Raw genomic sequence first — 17,279 nt, forward strand, 5'->3', positions numbered from 1 at the left:
GACGAGTGCCGCCACCGCTCTGTTTTGTTCCGGCCGCGCTGGGTGCGCGGCTCTGTTGGACTGAACTTATTGTCCGCAGTTTATCCGGTTTTGGCAATCGTTCGATTAGCAATCGCTTGGTAGCGCTGTCAATATCAGTTTGTCTGCGACGAACGTCGTGATATGAGCGGCAAATGGCCCGAAAGCGCATCACGCCAGGCAAGATCCGGCTCACTGAGGTCGCAAAGCTCGCTGGAGTGAGCCCGATTACGGCGTCGCGCTTCTTCAGGAATCCGGAAGCGCTTTCACTCGGCAAGCGCGCCCGGGTCGAGAGTGCGGCAAAAGAACTCGGTTATGTGCCCAATCTCGCGGCACGCGCGCTCGCATCGCAGCGCACCGAGGTGGTCGGTGTCCTGATCCCGTCGTTGACCAACAATGTGTTCTCCGACGTGCTGCGCGGCATCTATGACGCGCTCGATGGCAGCCGCTACAGCATCCAGCTCGCCAACACCCGCTACAGCATCCTCCAGGAGGAGCGCCTGCTGCGTCTTTTTCTGGCACAGAGGCCGGCAGGCCTCATCATCACCGGCATCAATCAGACCGCCGATTCCCGCAGCATCATGGAAACGGTCGATTGCCCGATCGTGCAGATCATGGAGGTCGGCCCCGCCCCGATCGACATGATGATCGGATTCTCGCATTTTGACGCGGCAAAAGCGGCGATCGCACATCTTCTCGCCCAGGGCTATCGGCGGATCGGCTTCCTCGGCGCGCGAATGGATCCGCGGGTGCAGCGCCGGCTCGACGGCTATCGCGCCGCGATGACCGAGGCCGGGCTGTTCGATCCACAGCTGATCGTCACCACGGCTATACCGACCTCGGTCACGCTCGGCGGCACGTTGTTTGCCGACCTGCTCGCCAAGGCGCCCGATATCGACGCGGTGTTCTGCGTCAATGACGACCTTGCGCTGGGCGCGTTGTTCGAATGCAAGCGCCGTCACGTGGCGGTGCCGGAGCAGATGGCGATCGTCGGCTTCAACGACCTCGAATTCATGGCGTCGAGCGAGCCGACGCTGAGCAGCGTGCGCACCAATCGCTACGAAATGGGCAGAACCGCTGCCATGATGGTGATCGAGACGCTGGAAGGACGCCGCCCCGCCGAGCCCGTCGTCGATCTCGGCTTCAGTGTCATGGAACGGCAAAGCTCGGCGCGACGCACCTGACATCCACCCGTCAACAGCCCGTCACAAGGGAAGCAAAAATGACAAAATGGTAGCGCACCCAAGAGCCTTCAACTAAGGTCCAATCCATCCAGTGAAACACCTGTGCGTGATCGTCGAGGTTTGTAATGCGCCACGATTTGCGCAAGGTAGAACAACGTTGAACCAGAGCCCTTGAATGGGCCCATCAAGAGTTTGCATTGCGGGAGAAACCAATGACAAAACCCCACACCAACGGGCACAGCGCCGCAGGCGAGACCAAGCAGGGCAAGGGCCGCCGGCTCCGCTCCCAGGAATGGTTCGACAACCCGCACAATCCGGGCATGACCGCGCTCTATCTCGAGCGCTACCTCAATTACGGGCTGACCCGCGAGGAATTGCAGTCGGGCAAGCCGATCATCGGCATCGCCCAGACCGGGAACGATCTGTCGCCCTGCAACCGGCATCACCTTGAGCTTGCGCACCGCGTCCGCGAGGGCATCCGCGCCGCCGGCGGCATCGCGATGGAGTTTCCGACCCATCCGATCCAGGAAACCGGCAAGCGTCCGACCGCGGCGCTCGACCGCAACCTCGCCTATCTCGGCCTGGTCGAGATCCTGTTCGGCTATCCGCTGGACGGCGTGGTGCTGACCACCGGCTGCGACAAGACCACGCCGGCCTGCATGATGGCGGCGGCGACCGTCAACCTGCCGGCGATCGTGCTGTCGGGCGGACCGATGCTGAACGGCTGGCACGAGGGCCAGCGCACCGGCTCCGGCACGGTGGTGTGGAAGGCCCGCGAGCGGCTCGCCGCCGGCGAGATCGACTATGAGCAGTTCATCGAGATCGTCGCCTCCTCGGCGCCCTCGGTCGGCCATTGCAACACGATGGGCACCGCCTCGACGATGAACTCGCTTGCGGAAGCGCTCGGCTTCTCGCTGCCGGGCTGCGCGGCGATCCCGGCGCCCTATCGCGAGCGCGGCCAGATCGCTTACGAGACCGGAAAGCGCATCGTCGACATGGTCTGGGAGGATCTGAAACCGTCGGACTTCCTGACCCGCGAGGCGTTCGAGAACTGCATCGTGGTCAACTCCGCGATCGGCGGCTCGACCAATGCGCCGATCCACATCAATGCGCTGGCGCGCCATGTCGGCGTCGAGCTCTCGATCGACGACTGGCAGAAATACGGCCATGACGTGCCCCTCTTGGTGAACATGCAGCCGGCCGGATTCTATCTCGGCGAGGAATATCACCGCGCCGGCGGCGTGCCCTCGGTGGTGCGCGAGCTGATCAAGCACAAGCGCATCCATGAGGGCGCCCTCACCGTCAACGGCCGCACCATGGGCGAGAATTGCAAGGAAGCGCCGAAGCCGGACGGCGACGTCATCTGGGGCTACGACAAGCCGCTGGTGAAGGACGCCGGCTTCCTCGTGCTGCGCGGCAATCTGTTCGATTCCGCGATCATGAAGACCAGCGTGATCTCGAAGGAGTTCCGCGACCGCTATCTGTCCAACCCGAAGGACCTCAACGCCTTCGAGGGCCGCGCCATCGTGTTCGAGGGCCCCGAGGATTATCACGCCCGGATCGAGGACCCCGCGCTCGACATCGACGAGCACTGCGTGCTGTTCGTCCGCGGCACCGGCCCGATCGGTTATCCCGGCGGCGCCGAGGTGGTGAACATGCAGCCGCCGGCGGCGCTGATCAAACGCGGCATCCTGTCCCTGCCCTGCATCGGCGACGGAAGGCAGTCGGGCACCTCGGGCTCGCCGTCGATCCTCAACGCCTCGCCGGAAGCCGCCGCCGATGGCGGGCTCGCGGTCCTGAAGACCGGCGACAAGGTCCGCATCGACCTCAACAAGGGCAGCGCCAACATCCTGATCTCGGAGGATGAGCTGCGCACCCGCCGCGCCGAGCTGAAGGCAAAGGGCGGCTTCCCGCAGCCGGCCAACCAGACGCCGTGGCAGGAGCTGTACCGCCAGACCGTCGGCCAGCACGCGACCGGCGCCTGCCTCGAGCTCGCGACCCGTTACCACGACATCGTCGGCAAGGTCGGCGTGGCGCGGGATAATCACTAGACCATCAAAACCGTCATTGCCGGGCTTGACCCGGCAATCCATCGCTCTTCGCAAGATGGATGCGCGGGTCAAGCCCGCGCATGACAGCAGAAAACATACGAGAGCTGAAGGAAGAAACGCATGTCAGATCGACTGAAGGGAAAGCGCGCCGTCGTCACCGCTGCGGCGGCGGGCATCGGGCGTGCATGCGCAATCGCATTCGCGCGTGAAGGCGCAACCGTGATCGCCACCGACATCAATGAGAGCGGCATCGCCACGCTGGGCAAGGAAGGCGTCGCCGAGACCGCCCGGCTCGACGTTCGCAGCAGCGCTGAGGTCAACAGCTTCGCCAAGCGCGTTGGCAAGATCGACATCCTGCTCAATGCGGCGGGCTTCGTGCATCACGGCACGATTCTGGAGTGCTCGGACGAGGATTTCGACTTCTCGTTCGACCTCAACGTCAAATCCATGCACCGGACCATCAAGGCGTTCCTGCCTGCGATGCTGGCGGGCGGAGGCGGCAGCATCGTCAACATTTCGTCTTGCGCGGCATTGCGGCCGCCGGCCAATCGCTATGTCTACAGCGCGTCGAAAGCAGCGGTTTCGCTGCTGACGCGCGCGGTCGCGCTCGACTTCATCACCCAGGGCATCCGCTGCAACGCGATCTGCCCGGGCACCGTGGAGACGCCCTCGATGCTCGATCGCGCGGCCGCCGCCGGCCCGGATGGACGCGAGAAATTCGTCGCCCGCCAGAAGATGGGCCGGCTCGGCACCGCAGAGGAAATCGCGGCCATGGCGGTCTATCTTGCGAGCGACGAGGCCGCATTCACCACCGGCGTCGACATGGTCGTCGACGGCGGCTTCATGCTCTGACCTCCACGCGATCAAAGGCATTTTGCATGAACAGGATCGATCTCAACGGCCGCTGTGCCGTCGTCACCGGCGGCGCGCAAGGCTTCGGCCGCGCCATCACCGAGCGCTTTGTCGCGTCCGGCGCCAAGGTCGCGATCTGGGATTTCGACCAGCCGCTGGCCGAGAAGACCGCGCGGGCGATCGGCGAGAACGTCATCGCGATCAAGACCGATGTCACCGAGCCCGCCGCGGTCGACGCCGCGCGCGATCAGACGCTGCGGGCGTTCGGCAAGATCGACATCCTCGTCAATAACGCCGGCATCACCGGGACCAACAAGCCTGTGTGGGAAACCGATCTCGACGACTGGCGCAGGGTGATGCGCATCAATCTCGAGGGTCCCTTCATCTGCTGCAAGGCGATCGTGCCGACCATGATCGGCCAGAAATACGGCCGCATCGTCAACATCGCCTCGATCGCCGGCAAGGAAGGCAACCCGAACGCCGCGCATTATTCGTCGTCGAAGGCCGGCCTGATCGCGCTGACGAAATCGCTGGGCAAGGAGCTCCTGGTCAATGCGGTGACGCCGGCCGCGGCGAAGACTGCGATCTTCGACCAGATGACGCAAGCGCATATCGACTTCATGCTGTCGAAGATTCCGAAGGCCCGCTTCGTGCAGGTCGAGGAGCTGGCGTTGATGGTGGCGTGGCTGGCGTCGGAGGATTGCGCCTTCTCGACCGGCGCGGTGTTCGACATCTCCGGCGGCCGGGCGACTTACTAGAGCGTTTTCGAGCGAAGTGGACCCCGGTTCGCGTGAAGAAAACGCGTCAAAAAATAACAACTAGAGCCAAGGTTCTGATCTGATCAGAACCTTGGCTCTAACGCGCCCCGTTTCCCCGGCTGCCGCAGCGCCGTGACGAGATGATCGGCCAGCAATGCCGCGGCGCGCGAAAGATTTTGCGCGCGGTGCAGGCGGATCTCCGCACGCGGCAGTCGCGGCATGCCGTCGCGCGCGGTCAGGCGCCGCAAGCTCGGCGGAAATGTACCCGACTTGACGACGGTCACGGCAAGGCCTTGCGCCGCGATCGCCTCGACGGCGGACAGGCTGTGGCTGACAAAGGCGAGCCGCCACGGCCGGTTGGCCTCGTCGAGCGCCTGCATCGCCCAGCTCCGGAACAGGCAGCCCTGCGGATAGAGCGCGACGGGCAGCGGATCGAGCTGCTCGACGCGATACGCGGGGCTCGCGGCCCACACCGCCTGCTCGGTGCGCAGCAGCTCGCCCTCGCCGCGCCCCTCGGGGTGCATCGCGATCACGAGGTCATAGGCTTCGCCGAGCCGGTCGGTCATCGACGAGGTCAGTCCGGTCTCCATCTCGACATGGATCAGCGGATAGTTGGCGATGAAGTCCTTGAGCAACGGCGGGACGATCAATGTCCCGTAGTCGTCCATCACGCCAAGGCGCACCCGCCCGTCCGTGCCGCGCTCGCGCACCCGGCCGACTGCTTCCGCATTGAGGCTCAGAATGCGGCGGGCGTAACCAAGCAGCCCTTCGCCGGCGGCGCTCAGATCGACATTGGTCGTGCTGCGGTGGAACAGCTCGGCCTGCAACCGCTCCTCCAGCCGCTTCACCTGCATGCTGACGGCCGATTGGGTCCGGTTCAGCGCCGAGGCGGCGCGGGTGAAGGAGCGATGCTCCGCCACCGCGACGAAGGCCTGCAGCAGATCCGGATCCAGGACAGGAACAGTCATAACGAACCGTGATTTGATTTATCAAATCTATTCCATTTCCTGATTATCTCCCCTTCCCTAGATTGCGCAAGCGAAACCGGGGGCGAACGGCATGGGCGAGATCTCTGGGGTGTTGGCGGCGGTGCTGTCGAGTGCGCTCGGCGGCACCTCGATCGGGGCGACGCGGTATCTGGTCGGCGCCATCGATCCGCTGGCCATCGGCTCATTCCGCTTCGGCATCGGCGTCTTGCCGTTGCTGCCGCTGGCGCTGTTGCAGCGTCGGAGCTGGCCGCCGCGGCGTGACTGGCCCGGCGTCGCCGGCCTTGGCCTGTTGTTCTTTGCGGCGTTTCCGATCCTGTTCAACGCTTCGCTGATATCAACGACCGCCGCGCGCGGCGCGCTCGCGCTCTCGACGCTGCCGCTGCTGACGATGCTGGTCGGCGCGGCACTCGGTGCCGAGCCGCTGACCGCACGCAAGACTACAGGCGTGCTGGTCACGATCCTTGGCGTCTCGCTGGCGCTGCTCTCCGGCCTCGCCACGGCGCCCGTGGGCGCCTGGCGCGGCGACCTGTTGATGGTCGCCGCCGCGCTGTGCATGGCGCTCTACAGCATCTGGTCGAAACCCTTCATCCGCCGTTCCGGCCCGATCCCCTTCACCACACTCGCCATGGCGGCCGGGGCTGCGGTCCTCATAACGGCCTCGCTCGTGCGCGGCAGCTTTGCGCCGGTTGCCGATTTCGGCGCACCGCAATGGTTCGGCGCGATCTATCTCGGCGCCTTCGGCGCAGCGCTCACATTCTATCTCTGGGCCTTCGCGCTGGAGCGGACTACGCCGACCCGGGTGGCGATATCAGTCACCGTCAACCCGATCGCGGCCTCGCTGGTCGGCGCAGTCCTGCTCGGCGAGCCGCTGAGCTGGAATCTGATCGCCGGCATCGTCACCGTGTTCGCCGGCATCTGGATCGCCACCACCCGGCCGCAACAGGCGCACGCAACCGGGCCCGCCGTCGCACCTGACCCGCGCTGACCTGCGGCAAACGCCTGCCAGCCAAGTCTTTGGCGAATCCGTGCTAGCCTGACGGTCTGGTCCCGAACGCACAGGCGGCACGCATTTGAATATTTCCCTCTACGACGTCTCCGTCTGGGTGCTGCCGGTCCTCATCGCCATCACCTTCCACGAAGCCGCACACGGCTTCGTCGCGCACCGGCTCGGCGACGACACCGCCTGGCAGCTTGGCCGCGTCAGCTTCAACCCGCTGAAGCACATCGACCCGTTCGGCACGCTGATCCTGCCGGCCATGCTGCTGTTCGCGCATTCGCCGTTCCTATTCGGCTACGCCAAGCCGGTTCCGGTGAACTTCCGCAAGCTCAACCATCCCAAGCTCGACATGGTGTGGGTGGCGCTGGCCGGCCCGGTGACCAACATCATCCTGGCGACCGCGGCAGCGCTGGCATTCCACGCGCTGCCCTTGGTGCCGGCCGATGCCGCAAAATGGACCGCGGACAACCTGAAAAACGCCTTCCTGATCAATATCGTGCTCGCAATCTTCAACATGATGCCGATTCCGCCGCTGGACGGCGGCCGGGTCGCGGTCGGGCTGTTGCCGCGGCCGCTGGCGATCCCGCTCTCCAGGCTCGAGCCCTACGGCATGCTGATCCTGATCGGGCTGTTGATCCTGCTGCCGGTGGTCGGCCGGCAGATCGGCCTAAATCTTGATGTTATTTCAACGATACTGCGAACTCTGACCGGCTATGTGATCAATGCCCTTCTCCTCATTACCGGAAACACATAGCCTTGCTTTAGGCATGACCTGATCGGAAAACCGGCGTCCATTTGTCCGGGTCATGCGCGGGAACGGGAACGCTTCGAGGCCATGGTGATCAAAGCTGCCGATATGCTGATTGCACGACGCGCCGACACCCGCGCGCGGGCTGACTTTGCGACCTGGAAGATGATGGCCAAGCTGAACGGCGCCTCCGCATTGCCGCCCGAGGCGCAGAATTTCCTCGCCATCTACAAGAAGCTTGTGGACCAGATGAGCGAAGCCGATGCCGGCGAGGCAACCATCCAGCAGATGTATCGCACCTACTATGCGGAGATGGGCGGCGCCGGCAAAGCGCCGGAAGTTCCAGCGCGCTCGCGCGAACCGGTCGCCGACACCGGCAACGTCACCACGTTTCGCCGCCTGCCTGCGAAGAAGGCGAGCGCCTCCGACGCGAACGCGAAGCGCCCGATGCCGGTCGCGCTGATCTTCGCCTGTCTTGTCGTGGTTTACGTCGCGATCCGCTACTACTTCAAATAGCGCAGGCCGCGCTTCAACCCTTTCCCGTTTTGATGATCGACGCGCGGACGCCGCGGCATCCCGTCGCGCGTCACCGGCCACTCATATCGCCGCAGCGTGGAATAACGCGTGCGACCGATCGCGCCAGTGCCCTAGGTGGTGTGGACTCTAAGGATTCCCTTTTAGGAGCAAATCAGATTCAAGGCTGCTTTTGGGGAGGCCGCCTTGGGTGTGATGGACCGTTTGGTATTGAGCGACGCGGCGTGGGAGCGGATAGCGCCGCTGATCATAGGGCGCCCCGATCAGAAGGGCTCCACCGGGCGCTTCCGGAGGTGTTTGGGGACTGGAACAGCGTGTTCCGGCGCTTCAGTCGATGGAGCATCAAGGGTGTTTGGTGGCGGATCTTCGAGGCGATGTCCGATGATCCGGACTTCGAATATCTGATCGTCGATTCCACCATCGTTCGGGCGCATCAGCACGCCGCCGGCGCCAAAAAGGGGGGTCTGAAGATCAAGCGGAAGATCAAGCGATCGGCCGCTCGCGCGGCGGCCTGAGCACCAAGATACAATATGGCCGTTCGAGGCTTGGGATGTCCGGTGCGGTTCAAGCTCACCGCAGGTCAGAAGGGCGATGCACCGCAAGCCGCCGCATTGATCGAAGGCTTATCCGCCGAGGTCGTCATGGCCGATACGGCCTATGACGCCGATCACTTGCGCCAAGCCATCGCCGCCAAAGGCGCGCTCGCCGTGATCCCCAACAACCCGTCACGCGCGCTCAAATATCCACTCGACAAGCATTTCTATGCCCAGCGTCATCTCGTCGAATGCTGCTTCTCAAAGCTCAAGCAGTTCCGCCGCGTCGCAACCCGCTTCGAAAAAACGGCCCGGAACTACCGGGCCGTCGTCACTCTCGCAGCCATCGTTCTATGGATGCGCTAGTGTCCACACCACCTAGGCGATACGCCCGATGCCGGGCATAATGTGGAACTCAAAAAACAAAATCATACTGGAGGGAAGATGAAGCGTTCCATTGCAGCCCTGATTATGACCACGAGCCTCGTGTTTGCCGGCACTGCGTTGGCGCAGACGATGGACAAGGTTGTCCGGGTCGGCAGCCTCGGCGATCAGTCCGGTCTCTATCAGGACATCGGCGGTCCCGGCTCGACGGTGGCGGCGCAGATGGCGATCGAGGATTCCGGGTTGCTCGCCAAGGGCTGGAAGATCGATGTGATCTCGGCCGATCACCAGAACAAGCCCGACGTCGGCGTCAACATCGGCAAGCAGTGGATCGACGTCGAGAAGGTCGACGTGTTCGTCGACCTTGCAAGCTCGGGCGTCGGGCTTGCGATTGCCAACCTCGCCAAGGAGAAGAACGTCGTCAACCTGAACTCGGGCTCGGCATCCTCCGACCTCACCGGCGCGCAATGCTCGCCGAACACGGTGCACTGGGTCTACGACACCTACATGCTGGCCAACGGCACCGGCAAGGCGCTGGTGAAGTCCGGCGGCGACACATGGTTCTTCCTCACCGCGGACTACGCGTTCGGCCAGGCGCTCGAGCGCGACACCGCGGCGGTCGTCACCGCGAATGGCGGCAAGGTGCTCGGCAGCGTCAAGCATCCGCTCAATAACGCCGACTTCTCGTCCTTCCCGCTGCAGGCGCAGAGCTCGAAGGCCAAGATCGTCGGCCTGGCCAATGCCGGCGGCGACACCACCAATGCGATCAAGCAGGCGGCCGAGTTCGGCATCGTCGCCGGCGGCCAGAAGCTGGCGGGCATGCTGATGTTCCTGACCGACGTCAACGCGCTCGGCCTCAACGTCGCGCAGGGCCTGAACTTCACCGAGACGTTCTACTGGGACCTGAACGACCAGACCCGCGCCTTCACCAAGCGGTTCATGGAGCGCTTCAAGAAGAACCCGCCGACCATGGTGCAGGCCGGCGTGTATTCGTCGCTGATCCATTATTTCAAGGCGCTTGAGGCGCTCGGTGGCAATCCGCATGACGGCCGCGCCGTGGTCGCCAAGATGAAGGAATTGCCGACCGACGATCCGCTGTTTGGCAAGGGTTCGATCCGCATCGACGGCCGCAAGATCCACCCCGCCTATCTGTTCGAGGTGAAGAAGCCGTCGCAGTCAAAGTACCCGTGGGACTATTACAAGCTGGTCGCCACCATCCCCGCCGATGAAGCCTTTTTGCCGCTCGAGAAGAGCGTCTGCCCATTGGTGAAGAAAAGCTAACGCGCCCTACGCGACTGGGCAGCGTATTCAACGGTGGAATGGATTCCGGGCTCGCGACTTCGTCGCGCCCCGGAATGACGAAGACTTGCGATTATGTCGCGAGTCTTTCCGCTTACTTCTTCGGCTTGTTGAACTTGACGTCGAGGCTGAAGGAGAACTGATCGTCGGTCAGGTCGGCCGGGGGCGCCGGCACCGGATCGGAACGGTGCACCATCGAGACCGCCGCGTCGTCATAGGCGGCGTCACCCGACGATTCCATCACAGCGACCGACAGCACCTTGCCGACGCGGTTGAGCACAAGGGCCACCTTGACCTTGGCATCCTTGATCTTGTTCTCCGGGAATTTCTTGTGCAGGTCGAGATAGGCGCTGATCTTCTTGCCCCATTTGGCGGTCAGCGCGAGCTTGTCCTTGCCGATGCCGGGATTGGGGGCCTTGGTGGTCTCCGACTGGCGCGAAGCGTCTTCCAGCTTGGTCGGCGCCGCCGCTTCCGAAGCCTGCTGAGCCTCCTGCGCGTTGGTCTCGACCTTGGCGACCTTGGCCTCCTCCTCCTTCTGCTTCTTGCTGTTGTCCTCGGTGACGATGCGATCGGGGTCGTCGGCCTCCATCGGCTGGGCCTGCGGCAGGTCGGTATCCTTGACCTCCGCTTTCTGCTGGGTCATCTCCTGCACGGCCTGCTGCTCGTCGGCCGGCGCTCCGGGCGGTGCCGCTTCCTCAGGCACATCCGGGGAGGCAAGCTCGACGGCATATTCCGCGCCGGCAGCACCAAGGCCCTCGTCGCCGTCGTCGCGTAAATTGGTCAGCGCCAGCGCCGCGCCGCCCAGATGCAGCCCGACCGCCGTCACCGCGGCGATCACCCAGAGCCGCTTGGACGTCCGCAGATCGAGATCGGGGTTGGTGGACATCGTCGTTCGCCCGTCAGGGTTTGGCCGGCTCGGCGGCCTGCGGTGCCGCGGGCGCTCCCGGAACGCCTTCGAGCGTGACGAGCTTGACCCGCGTGTAGCCGCCGGCGCGCAGCAGCTCCATCACACCCATCAGCTCGCCATAGGGCACGACACGGTCGGCACGCACGAACACATACTTGTCCCTGCTCATCTCGGGCACCGCATCCAGCGCATTGACCAGGTCGGCGCGCTTCACCGAATTCTCCCCGATCGCCAGCGTCAGGTCCGGCTTGATGCTGACATAGGTCGGCTTGTCCGGCTTCTTCTGCGGCGTCGCGCTGGAGGTCGGCAGATCGATCGGCAAGTCGACGGTCGAGAGCGGCGCCGCCACCATGAAGATGATCAGCAGCACCAGCATCACGTCGATGAACGGCGTGACGTTGATCTCGTGCGATTCCGCGAAATCGTCGTCGCCATCGTTCTCGGAGATCGAGACTGCCATCGCCTACTCCGCCGCCGCGGCGCGCGCATGCGTGCCGAGCGGAACGCTGCCATGGGTGCGATCGAGATCGCGCGACAACAGACGTCCGGCCGCACCCGAGGCGCGGTTGACGAGTTCGAGGTAGACCTTCGTGACGCGCGAGAAATGGTTGTAGATGATCACGGCGGGGATCGCCGCGACGAGGCCGATCGCGGTTGCCAGCAGCGCCTCCGCGATGCCCGGCGCCACCACGGCAAGATTCGTGGTCTGCGACTTCGAAATGCCGATGAAGCTGTTCATGATGCCCCAGACGGTGCCGAACAGGCCGACGAAGGGCGACGTTGCGCCGATGGTCGCGAGCAGGCCCATGCCGATGCGGATCTTGCGGGCTTCGGCGCGCACGATCTCGGCAAAGCTCGACGCGGCGCGCTCCTTGATGCCGCTGTCGCTGGAGATCCCCGCCGACAGACGTCCCTCGCGCATCGCGGCCGCGATAAACGACGACAGCACGCTGCCCTTGGCGCCGAGCGCGAATTGGGCTTCCGCCAGCGAGCGCGATTCAGCGATCTTGGCCAGCGCGCCACGCAGCCTGCTCTGCGCCACGGTCAGCTCGACCATCTTGGCGATGAACACCGTCCAGGTGACGAGCGACGCGAAGGCAAGGCCGAGCATCACCGCCTTCACGATGATATCGGCGTTCAGGAACATATTCCACGGCGACAATTCGCGCAGCCCGGTGCCGGTCGACTTCAGCGACTTGCCATCGCCGCCTGCGGGCGCGGCCGACGACGCATCGATCGCGGTCGGTGCCGGAGCCGCCGCGGCAGGTACCGGGGCGGCCTGCGCTTGGGGTGCCGCCGGGGCCACCGGCGCAGCCACTGGGGATGGGGCCGCCGGCACCTGTTGGGCCGCGGGCGCCTGGGCCACGGGCAACTGAGACTGGGTCACGGGCGCTGGTTTCGCGGCAGGCGCCGTTTGCTGCTGCGCCGAAGACGGCGCGGCCAGCATCAACATCGCCAGCGAGGCGATCACGGCGGATGCAGCGGGGAACTTGGATGTCATCATCAGTTACACTTCAGCCCAGTGACGGATCAGGTTGTGATAGATGCCGGTCAATTTGACCGTTTCAGGGTCATCGCGCCCCAGCCGCTCCACCAGAGCCTGGATCGCCGTATCGAGATCGAAGATCAGGCTGCGCACGTGTGCATCCCGTACCATGCTCTGCAGCCAGAAAAAAGACGCAACCCGGGTGCCCCGGGTGACCGGCGTGACCAGATGCAAGCTGGAAGCAGGATAAACTACGAGATCGCCCGCCGGCAGCTTGATTTCATGGGATCCGTAGAGGTCCTCGATCACAAGCTCGCCGCCATCGTAGTCCTCCGGCTCCGATAAAAACAGCGTGACCGAGAGGTCGGTGCGGATCCGTAGGCCCGTCAGCTTGTCGCCGCGCACCGCATTGTCGACATGCAGGCCGAAATGGTGCCCGTCGCTTGCGGCATAGCGGTTGAACAAGGGTGGAAAGATTCTAAGCGGGATCGCCGCCGAGATGAAGCGCGGGCTTGCCGACAGCGCGCTCAGGATCCGGTTGCCAAGCTGCCGCGCGACCTCGCTGTCGGGCGGCAGCTGCTCGTTGCGTTTGACCAGCGCGGAAGCAGCACCGGCGGTCGAGCGGCCGTCCTCCCATCCGCTGGCATCCATGATGCGGCGGAAGTCCGCCACATCAGCCTTGCTCAATACGTTGGGAACACAGACCAGCATCGTCCGCCGCGAAGCCTCCGTCAGTAACGCGCAGAAACAACCAGATACGCGGCGCGTCCGGGTGCTTCGAGCACGAACGGTGCTGCGCTCTGGTACAACGCGTCGTAGTAGCGCTTGTCGAAGATGTTGTTGACGAACAGCTTCATGGTCCAGTTCTTGTCGATCTTTGCCTCGGCGAAGGCATCGAAGCGCCAGTAGCTCGGGATCGACGTGCCCTGGTTCGCTGCGAGCAACGTGCCGCCATACACCTTCGAGCGGTACACCGCCTGCCCGCCGAGCTCCCACATGTCGGTGAGTTGGTACTTCGTCAGCATGCTGAACGACTGAGGCGCGACGTTGGCGAGCGGCAATCCAACGTTGCTGGAGTACAAGATCGTGTTGGCCGGCGGCGCGAGCGACTTCGTCACGACCGACTGCATCAGCACGAGTCCGCCGAACACGCTCCATTTGTCGGTGATCTTGCCGCCGACGCCGAGGTCGATACCGCGGATGCGATAGGCGGCTCCCGCCGTGATGCAGGAGATGTTGCCGGTCGTTCCGGCTGGGTAGGTGCATCCAAGCGCTGAAGCCGCGGTTGCGTTGTTGACATTCTGCGCTTCGCGCGCGTTTTCCTTCTCGGTCTGGAACAGCGCCGCCGTCACCAGCAAGTGGCGATCAAACAGCTCCCACTTGGTGCCGACCTCGATGGCCTTGTTCTTTTCCGGCCCGAAGATCTGGGTGTTGCCGCCGGGAAGGTTGGGATTGATGCCGCCATAGGCGGTGCTGGTACCGTCGAACTCGGCGCCGACAGGGTTGGACGAGGTCGCGTAGGCTGCATAGACGCTGCCGTTCGGGAGCGGCTTCAGGGTGAGGCCGAGGTTGAAGTTCGGCATCCCGAACTCGGCCGACTGCTGGCCGAGGGTACCATTGGTCGCGAATGCGGACGTGTTGATCTTGTAGTCGTCGTAACGGACGCCGCCATTGAGGATGACGAAGTCGTTGTAGTTGGCGGAATCCATGACGTATCCGCTCACCGTATCGATACCGATCTTGGTCGGTCTTCCCAGGAGCGACGGTATCCCGAACGGCTGATTTGTATATTGCGGATTGAAGACGCTGACGCCGGAGAGCGAACCGCTCCCCGTGAACGACGATGTGCCGGTGGTGATTTCGGAGCTCAGGCCGGTGAAGCTGTCAATCGAGGACCGCTCGTTGTCGTATTCGACGCCGGCCGTCGTCGTGTGCTTGAAGCCGAGCCCGTCGACCGACTTGTAGGTCGCCTCGGTCTGGTTGGCGCACACGTCGGTGACCTGGAAGCGGCTCTGCGGATTGGCGCTCAGCGTATACGCCGTGAACGGCGCGCCGGCGGCCAGCGTCGGCGATTCAGGCAGCGTGCCGATGTATTTCTGGGTCGAACGCGATTCCCGGATCTTGTTGCTGATCATCAGATCCGGCGTGATCTGCACCTCGGCATTGATCGTGCCGATGTCCTGCCCGGTCCTGAAGAAGTCGCGGTTGACGAAGCCGTAGAAATTGTTGCGGTTGACGCCGAAGTCCGGGAACGGGCCACCGGCCGTGCTCGGCCGGTAGTACGGCACGCCGAAATCCGGGATACCGGTGAGTTCGGTGTGGATGTAGTTGCCGGTGATCTTGACCGCATCGACCGGCTTCCAGGTCGCCGCGACGAAGCCGCCATCGCGATTGTCGGTGACGTAGCTGCGGCCGGCAACGCCGGCATCCTGGAACAGACCGCCGGCGCGGATCGCCAACGTCGGGCTGATCACCTGGTTGACATCGAGCGTCACCCGCTTGGTGCGATCGGTGCCGAACGTGGTGTCCATGTTGTAGAAGCTCTTCTCCGTCGTCGCCTGCTTGGTGACGATGTTGATCGCACCGCCGGTGGTGCCGCGTCCCGCAAAGGACGAGCCCGGACCGCGCAGGATCTCGACCTGCTCGGTGAAGAAGTTCTCGCGGACGCTGACGCCGGCGTCGCGGACGCCGTCGATGAAGATGTCATTGCGCGCATCGAAGCCGCGGATGAAGAAGCGGTCGCCGAAGGCGTTGCCGCCCTCGCCCGTGCCGAGCGTGACGCCCGCCGTCGACAGGATCGCCGATTTCAGCGAGGTCGCATTCTTGTCTTCGAGCACGTCCTTGGTCAGCACGGTGACCGACTTCGGCGTGTTCAGGATCGGCTCGGGATACTTGCCGGATGCCTGCAAGCGGTCGCCCTTGTACGGCGCGGCCGGGTCAGCGTAGGGATCACGATCGGCGGCAAGACCGCCTGCGTTGGGAAACGGCACCGGTGCCTGCTGCGCCTGCTGATTGTTGTGGCGCGCGGCACGACGCAGCGCATTGCGGGCGCGCACCTGGTCCGAGGTCGGCTTTGACGTGACGGGCTTGGGCCGAGCGACCGGCGCATCGATATTCACCGGCGGAAGGTTGGTTTGCTGCGCTTCCGCCCCCGAAAACGACGCCACCGCGATCAGACCAGCGACCGCGGAAACCTTCGTGGCGGAATAGCCCGTATCATCAGCCGAACCGTTCGCTGCATCGAAGCGCAACGATCTCGGCGCCTTCACATTGCTCATTTTTTGCGTGCCCCAGATAAATCCAGTTCGTTCGCGAAATGAAGCTGCGACGAACTGTCTTCATCGGTTATCGAGCGTGAGTTTTTTTATCAATGCGATCAGCGCCACAATCGGCTTGAATCGCCCCAATTCAAAGCGATTCTAATCTGCGCTTTGAAATCGTTCTAAACTCTAGTTTTTAAGCGTTCTAATAACTGTTCTAAAGTGGCAACCAAGCGTTACCGGCCACCGCCTTGCAAGGCGCTGATCTGTACGTCGTCCCGATCACTCGGCGCTCGGTGGCTTCATCAGCGAAAACAGCTCGTCGATGGTTCGCTGCGCGACCTGCCGCACGCTGTCGCTGTTCTCCAGGCCCGTGATATTGACGCCGTTGACGACAGCTTTGATCTCGTCGCGGAAGTCGGTGAGGAAGCGCAGCGGGTCGCGCTGCTCGTTGGCGACGCGCGCGATCAATCCGGTGACCAGGATCTGGCATGCCATCATGCGCCCGTTCAACTCATCCATCGCTGCCCTCATCCTCTCGCATCGTCGCTCGCGTATGAACGACATCACGCGGCGTTTCAACCACGTCGCGCAAGCTGCAGCAGGTGAACGGACAAGAAAGCAGATCTGCGCGCGACGAGATCCGCGCTATTTCGCGGCGATGTGCTCCGCCTGCTCGCCGAGCGCCTTGATGCGATCCTTGACCTCGCGAAGCGTGTTGAGGCCGCTTTCGACATGCTTGTCGGATACGTCGCGCAGCACGTCGACGGCGATCGCATCGCGCAGACTGTCGAGGTCGTCGACGAGGCGGCGCCCGGTCCTGGTCAGGAACAGGCGATTGGCGCGGCGATCTCTGGGGTCAGGCCGGCGTTCGAGCAGGCCATGCTCGACAAGGCGATCAAGCAGTCGCACCAGCGAGATCGGCTGCAGTTCGAGCACGTCGGCGAGATCGACCTGGGACGGTCCCTCCTGCTCGCGCAGGCGGAACAGCACAATCCATTGTGCACGCGTGGTGCCTCGCGCCTTGGCGCGATGATCGATATAATTGCGCAGCAGCCTGGAACTCTCCACGAGTTGCGCAATGAACTGGCGTTTGAGATCGAGCGACATAGGGGTCCTCGGTGCGTTTCCCAGACGGAATGTTTCTGCTCGTTTCTGACCTAAACCTTTCCAAATGTTTAGGATTCTCAAGCCTTGGTGTGTTTACACATTAAGTGCACGCATATTATATCCGCAAGCTCTGTGAACCGTTTCGATCACCCTTTATTGTTACGTCGAG

Annotated in this window: 16 protein-coding genes and 1 pseudogene; 9 read left to right on the forward strand and 8 right to left on the reverse strand. The window is 63.6% G+C overall.

The window, feature by feature from the left end:
* The first annotated feature begins 173 nt into the window (after window positions 1-173).
* From HAP54_RS40155 to HAP54_RS40170, 4 genes are all read left to right on the forward strand, one after another.
* A complete protein-coding gene (locus HAP54_RS40155) occupies window positions 174-1,202 on the forward strand; it encodes a LacI family DNA-binding transcriptional regulator (protein WP_166296688.1) in 1,029 nt (342 codons plus the stop codon).
* Window positions 1,203-1,414: 212 nt separating this feature from the next.
* On the forward strand, window positions 1,415-3,253 hold the full coding sequence (locus HAP54_RS40160; protein WP_166296691.1) for an IlvD/Edd family dehydratase: 1,839 nt from the start codon (window positions 1,415-1,417) through the stop codon (window positions 3,251-3,253).
* 120 nt (window positions 3,254-3,373) lie between these two features.
* Window positions 3,374-4,105, forward strand: coding sequence for an SDR family oxidoreductase (locus tag HAP54_RS40165; RefSeq protein ID WP_166296694.1), 732 nt, complete (start codon window positions 3,374-3,376; stop codon window positions 4,103-4,105).
* Window positions 4,106-4,131: 26 nt separating this feature from the next.
* Window positions 4,132-4,863, forward strand: a complete 732-nt coding sequence (locus HAP54_RS40170) for an SDR family NAD(P)-dependent oxidoreductase (RefSeq protein ID WP_166296697.1) — start codon at window positions 4,132-4,134, stop codon at window positions 4,861-4,863.
* Window positions 4,864-4,946: 83 nt separating this feature from the next.
* On the opposite strand, the gene HAP54_RS40175 is transcribed toward HAP54_RS40170, so the two are convergent.
* Window positions 4,947-5,831 (reverse strand): LysR substrate-binding domain-containing protein, encoded by an 885-nt coding sequence (locus tag HAP54_RS40175; RefSeq protein ID WP_166296700.1) that lies wholly within the window; start codon window positions 5,829-5,831, stop codon window positions 4,947-4,949.
* A 91-nt stretch (window positions 5,832-5,922) separates the two neighbouring features.
* On the opposite strand from HAP54_RS40175, the gene HAP54_RS40180 reads away from it, so the two are divergent.
* The 5 genes and pseudogenes from HAP54_RS40180 (at window position 5,923) to HAP54_RS40200 (ending at window position 10,329) form a co-directional block, all read left to right on the forward strand.
* Window positions 5,923-6,837 (forward strand): DMT family transporter, encoded by a 915-nt coding sequence (locus HAP54_RS40180; RefSeq protein WP_166296703.1) that lies wholly within the window; start codon window positions 5,923-5,925, stop codon window positions 6,835-6,837.
* 85 nt (window positions 6,838-6,922) lie between these two features.
* Window positions 6,923-7,603 carry a site-2 protease family protein gene (locus tag HAP54_RS40185; RefSeq protein WP_029078626.1) on the forward strand — a complete coding sequence of 227 codons (681 nt, stop codon included), beginning with the start codon at window positions 6,923-6,925 and terminating at the stop codon, window positions 7,601-7,603.
* Between the two features lie 81 nt (window positions 7,604-7,684).
* Window positions 7,685-8,113, forward strand: a complete 429-nt coding sequence (locus tag HAP54_RS40190; protein WP_224741577.1) for a hypothetical protein — start codon at window positions 7,685-7,687, stop codon at window positions 8,111-8,113.
* A 204-nt stretch (window positions 8,114-8,317) separates the two neighbouring features.
* Window positions 8,318-9,030, forward strand: a pseudogene (locus tag HAP54_RS40195) (IS5 family transposase).
* A 78-nt stretch (window positions 9,031-9,108) separates the two neighbouring features.
* A complete protein-coding gene (locus HAP54_RS40200; RefSeq protein ID WP_166296709.1) occupies window positions 9,109-10,329 on the forward strand; it encodes an ABC transporter substrate-binding protein in 1,221 nt (406 codons plus the stop codon).
* Between the two features lie 112 nt (window positions 10,330-10,441).
* Here HAP54_RS40200 and HAP54_RS40205 read toward each other — a convergent pair whose 3' ends face one another.
* From HAP54_RS40205 to HAP54_RS40235, 7 genes are all read right to left on the reverse strand, one after another.
* A complete protein-coding gene (locus tag HAP54_RS40205) occupies window positions 10,442-11,233 on the reverse strand; it encodes a TonB family protein (protein WP_166296712.1) in 792 nt (263 codons plus the stop codon).
* A 13-nt stretch (window positions 11,234-11,246) separates the two neighbouring features.
* The gene (gene exbD / locus HAP54_RS40210; RefSeq protein ID WP_166296715.1) at window positions 11,247-11,714 is read right to left on the reverse strand and encodes a TonB system transport protein ExbD; all 468 of its coding nucleotides are present in this window, start codon (window positions 11,712-11,714) and stop codon (window positions 11,247-11,249) included.
* Window positions 11,715-11,717: 3 nt separating this feature from the next.
* Window positions 11,718-12,758, reverse strand: a complete 1,041-nt coding sequence (exbB, locus tag HAP54_RS40215; protein WP_166296718.1) for a tonB-system energizer ExbB — start codon at window positions 12,756-12,758, stop codon at window positions 11,718-11,720.
* 3 nt (window positions 12,759-12,761) lie between these two features.
* A complete protein-coding gene (locus HAP54_RS40220) occupies window positions 12,762-13,451 on the reverse strand; it encodes a Fe2+-dependent dioxygenase (RefSeq protein WP_166204264.1) in 690 nt (229 codons plus the stop codon).
* 20 nt (window positions 13,452-13,471) lie between these two features.
* Window positions 13,472-16,018 carry a TonB-dependent receptor gene (locus HAP54_RS40225; RefSeq protein ID WP_166296721.1) on the reverse strand — a complete coding sequence of 849 codons (2,547 nt, stop codon included), beginning with the start codon at window positions 16,016-16,018 and terminating at the stop codon, window positions 13,472-13,474.
* A 264-nt stretch (window positions 16,019-16,282) separates the two neighbouring features.
* Window positions 16,283-16,522, reverse strand: coding sequence for a hypothetical protein (locus HAP54_RS40230; protein ID WP_166204262.1), 240 nt, complete (start codon window positions 16,520-16,522; stop codon window positions 16,283-16,285).
* 126 nt (window positions 16,523-16,648) lie between these two features.
* The gene (locus tag HAP54_RS40235; RefSeq protein ID WP_166296724.1) at window positions 16,649-17,110 is read right to left on the reverse strand and encodes a MarR family winged helix-turn-helix transcriptional regulator; all 462 of its coding nucleotides are present in this window, start codon (window positions 17,108-17,110) and stop codon (window positions 16,649-16,651) included.
* Window positions 17,111-17,279 lie beyond the last annotated feature (169 nt).

Origin of the sequence: Bradyrhizobium sp. 2S1 (assembly GCF_011516625.5) — a bacterium.
In the GTDB taxonomy this organism is placed as follows: Bacteria; Pseudomonadota; Alphaproteobacteria; order Rhizobiales; family Xanthobacteraceae; genus Bradyrhizobium; species Bradyrhizobium septentrionale.

Bases quoted from the DNA above. Each gene is read 5' to 3' on its own strand.
- HAP54_RS40155 (WP_166296688.1), top strand. From the start codon at position 174: ATGGCCCGAAAGCGCATCACGCCAGGCAAGATCCGGCTCACTGAGGTC.
- HAP54_RS40160 (WP_166296691.1), top strand. From the start codon at position 1,415: ATGACAAAACCCCACACCAACGGGCACAGCGCCGCAGGCGAGACCAAG.
- HAP54_RS40165 (WP_166296694.1), top strand. From the start codon at position 3,374: ATGTCAGATCGACTGAAGGGAAAGCGCGCCGTCGTCACCGCTGCGGCG.
- HAP54_RS40170 (WP_166296697.1), top strand. From the start codon at position 4,132: ATGAACAGGATCGATCTCAACGGCCGCTGTGCCGTCGTCACCGGCGGC.
- HAP54_RS40175 (WP_166296700.1), bottom strand. From the start codon at position 5,831: ATGACTGTTCCTGTCCTGGATCCGGATCTGCTGCAGGCCTTCGTCGCG.
- HAP54_RS40180 (WP_166296703.1), top strand. From the start codon at position 5,923: ATGGGCGAGATCTCTGGGGTGTTGGCGGCGGTGCTGTCGAGTGCGCTC.
- HAP54_RS40190 (WP_224741577.1), top strand. From the start codon at position 7,685: ATGGTGATCAAAGCTGCCGATATGCTGATTGCACGACGCGCCGACACC.
- HAP54_RS40200 (WP_166296709.1), top strand. From the start codon at position 9,109: ATGAAGCGTTCCATTGCAGCCCTGATTATGACCACGAGCCTCGTGTTT.
- HAP54_RS40205 (WP_166296712.1), bottom strand. From the start codon at position 11,233: ATGTCCACCAACCCCGATCTCGATCTGCGGACGTCCAAGCGGCTCTGG.
- exbD (WP_166296715.1), bottom strand. From the start codon at position 11,714: ATGGCAGTCTCGATCTCCGAGAACGATGGCGACGACGATTTCGCGGAA.
- exbB (WP_166296718.1), bottom strand. From the start codon at position 12,758: ATGATGACATCCAAGTTCCCCGCTGCATCCGCCGTGATCGCCTCGCTG.
- HAP54_RS40220 (WP_166204264.1), bottom strand. From the start codon at position 13,451: ATGCTGGTCTGTGTTCCCAACGTATTGAGCAAGGCTGATGTGGCGGAC.
- HAP54_RS40225 (WP_166296721.1), bottom strand. From the start codon at position 16,018: ATGAGCAATGTGAAGGCGCCGAGATCGTTGCGCTTCGATGCAGCGAAC.
- HAP54_RS40230 (WP_166204262.1), bottom strand. From the start codon at position 16,522: ATGGATGAGTTGAACGGGCGCATGATGGCATGCCAGATCCTGGTCACC.
- HAP54_RS40235 (WP_166296724.1), bottom strand. From the start codon at position 17,110: ATGTCGCTCGATCTCAAACGCCAGTTCATTGCGCAACTCGTGGAGAGT.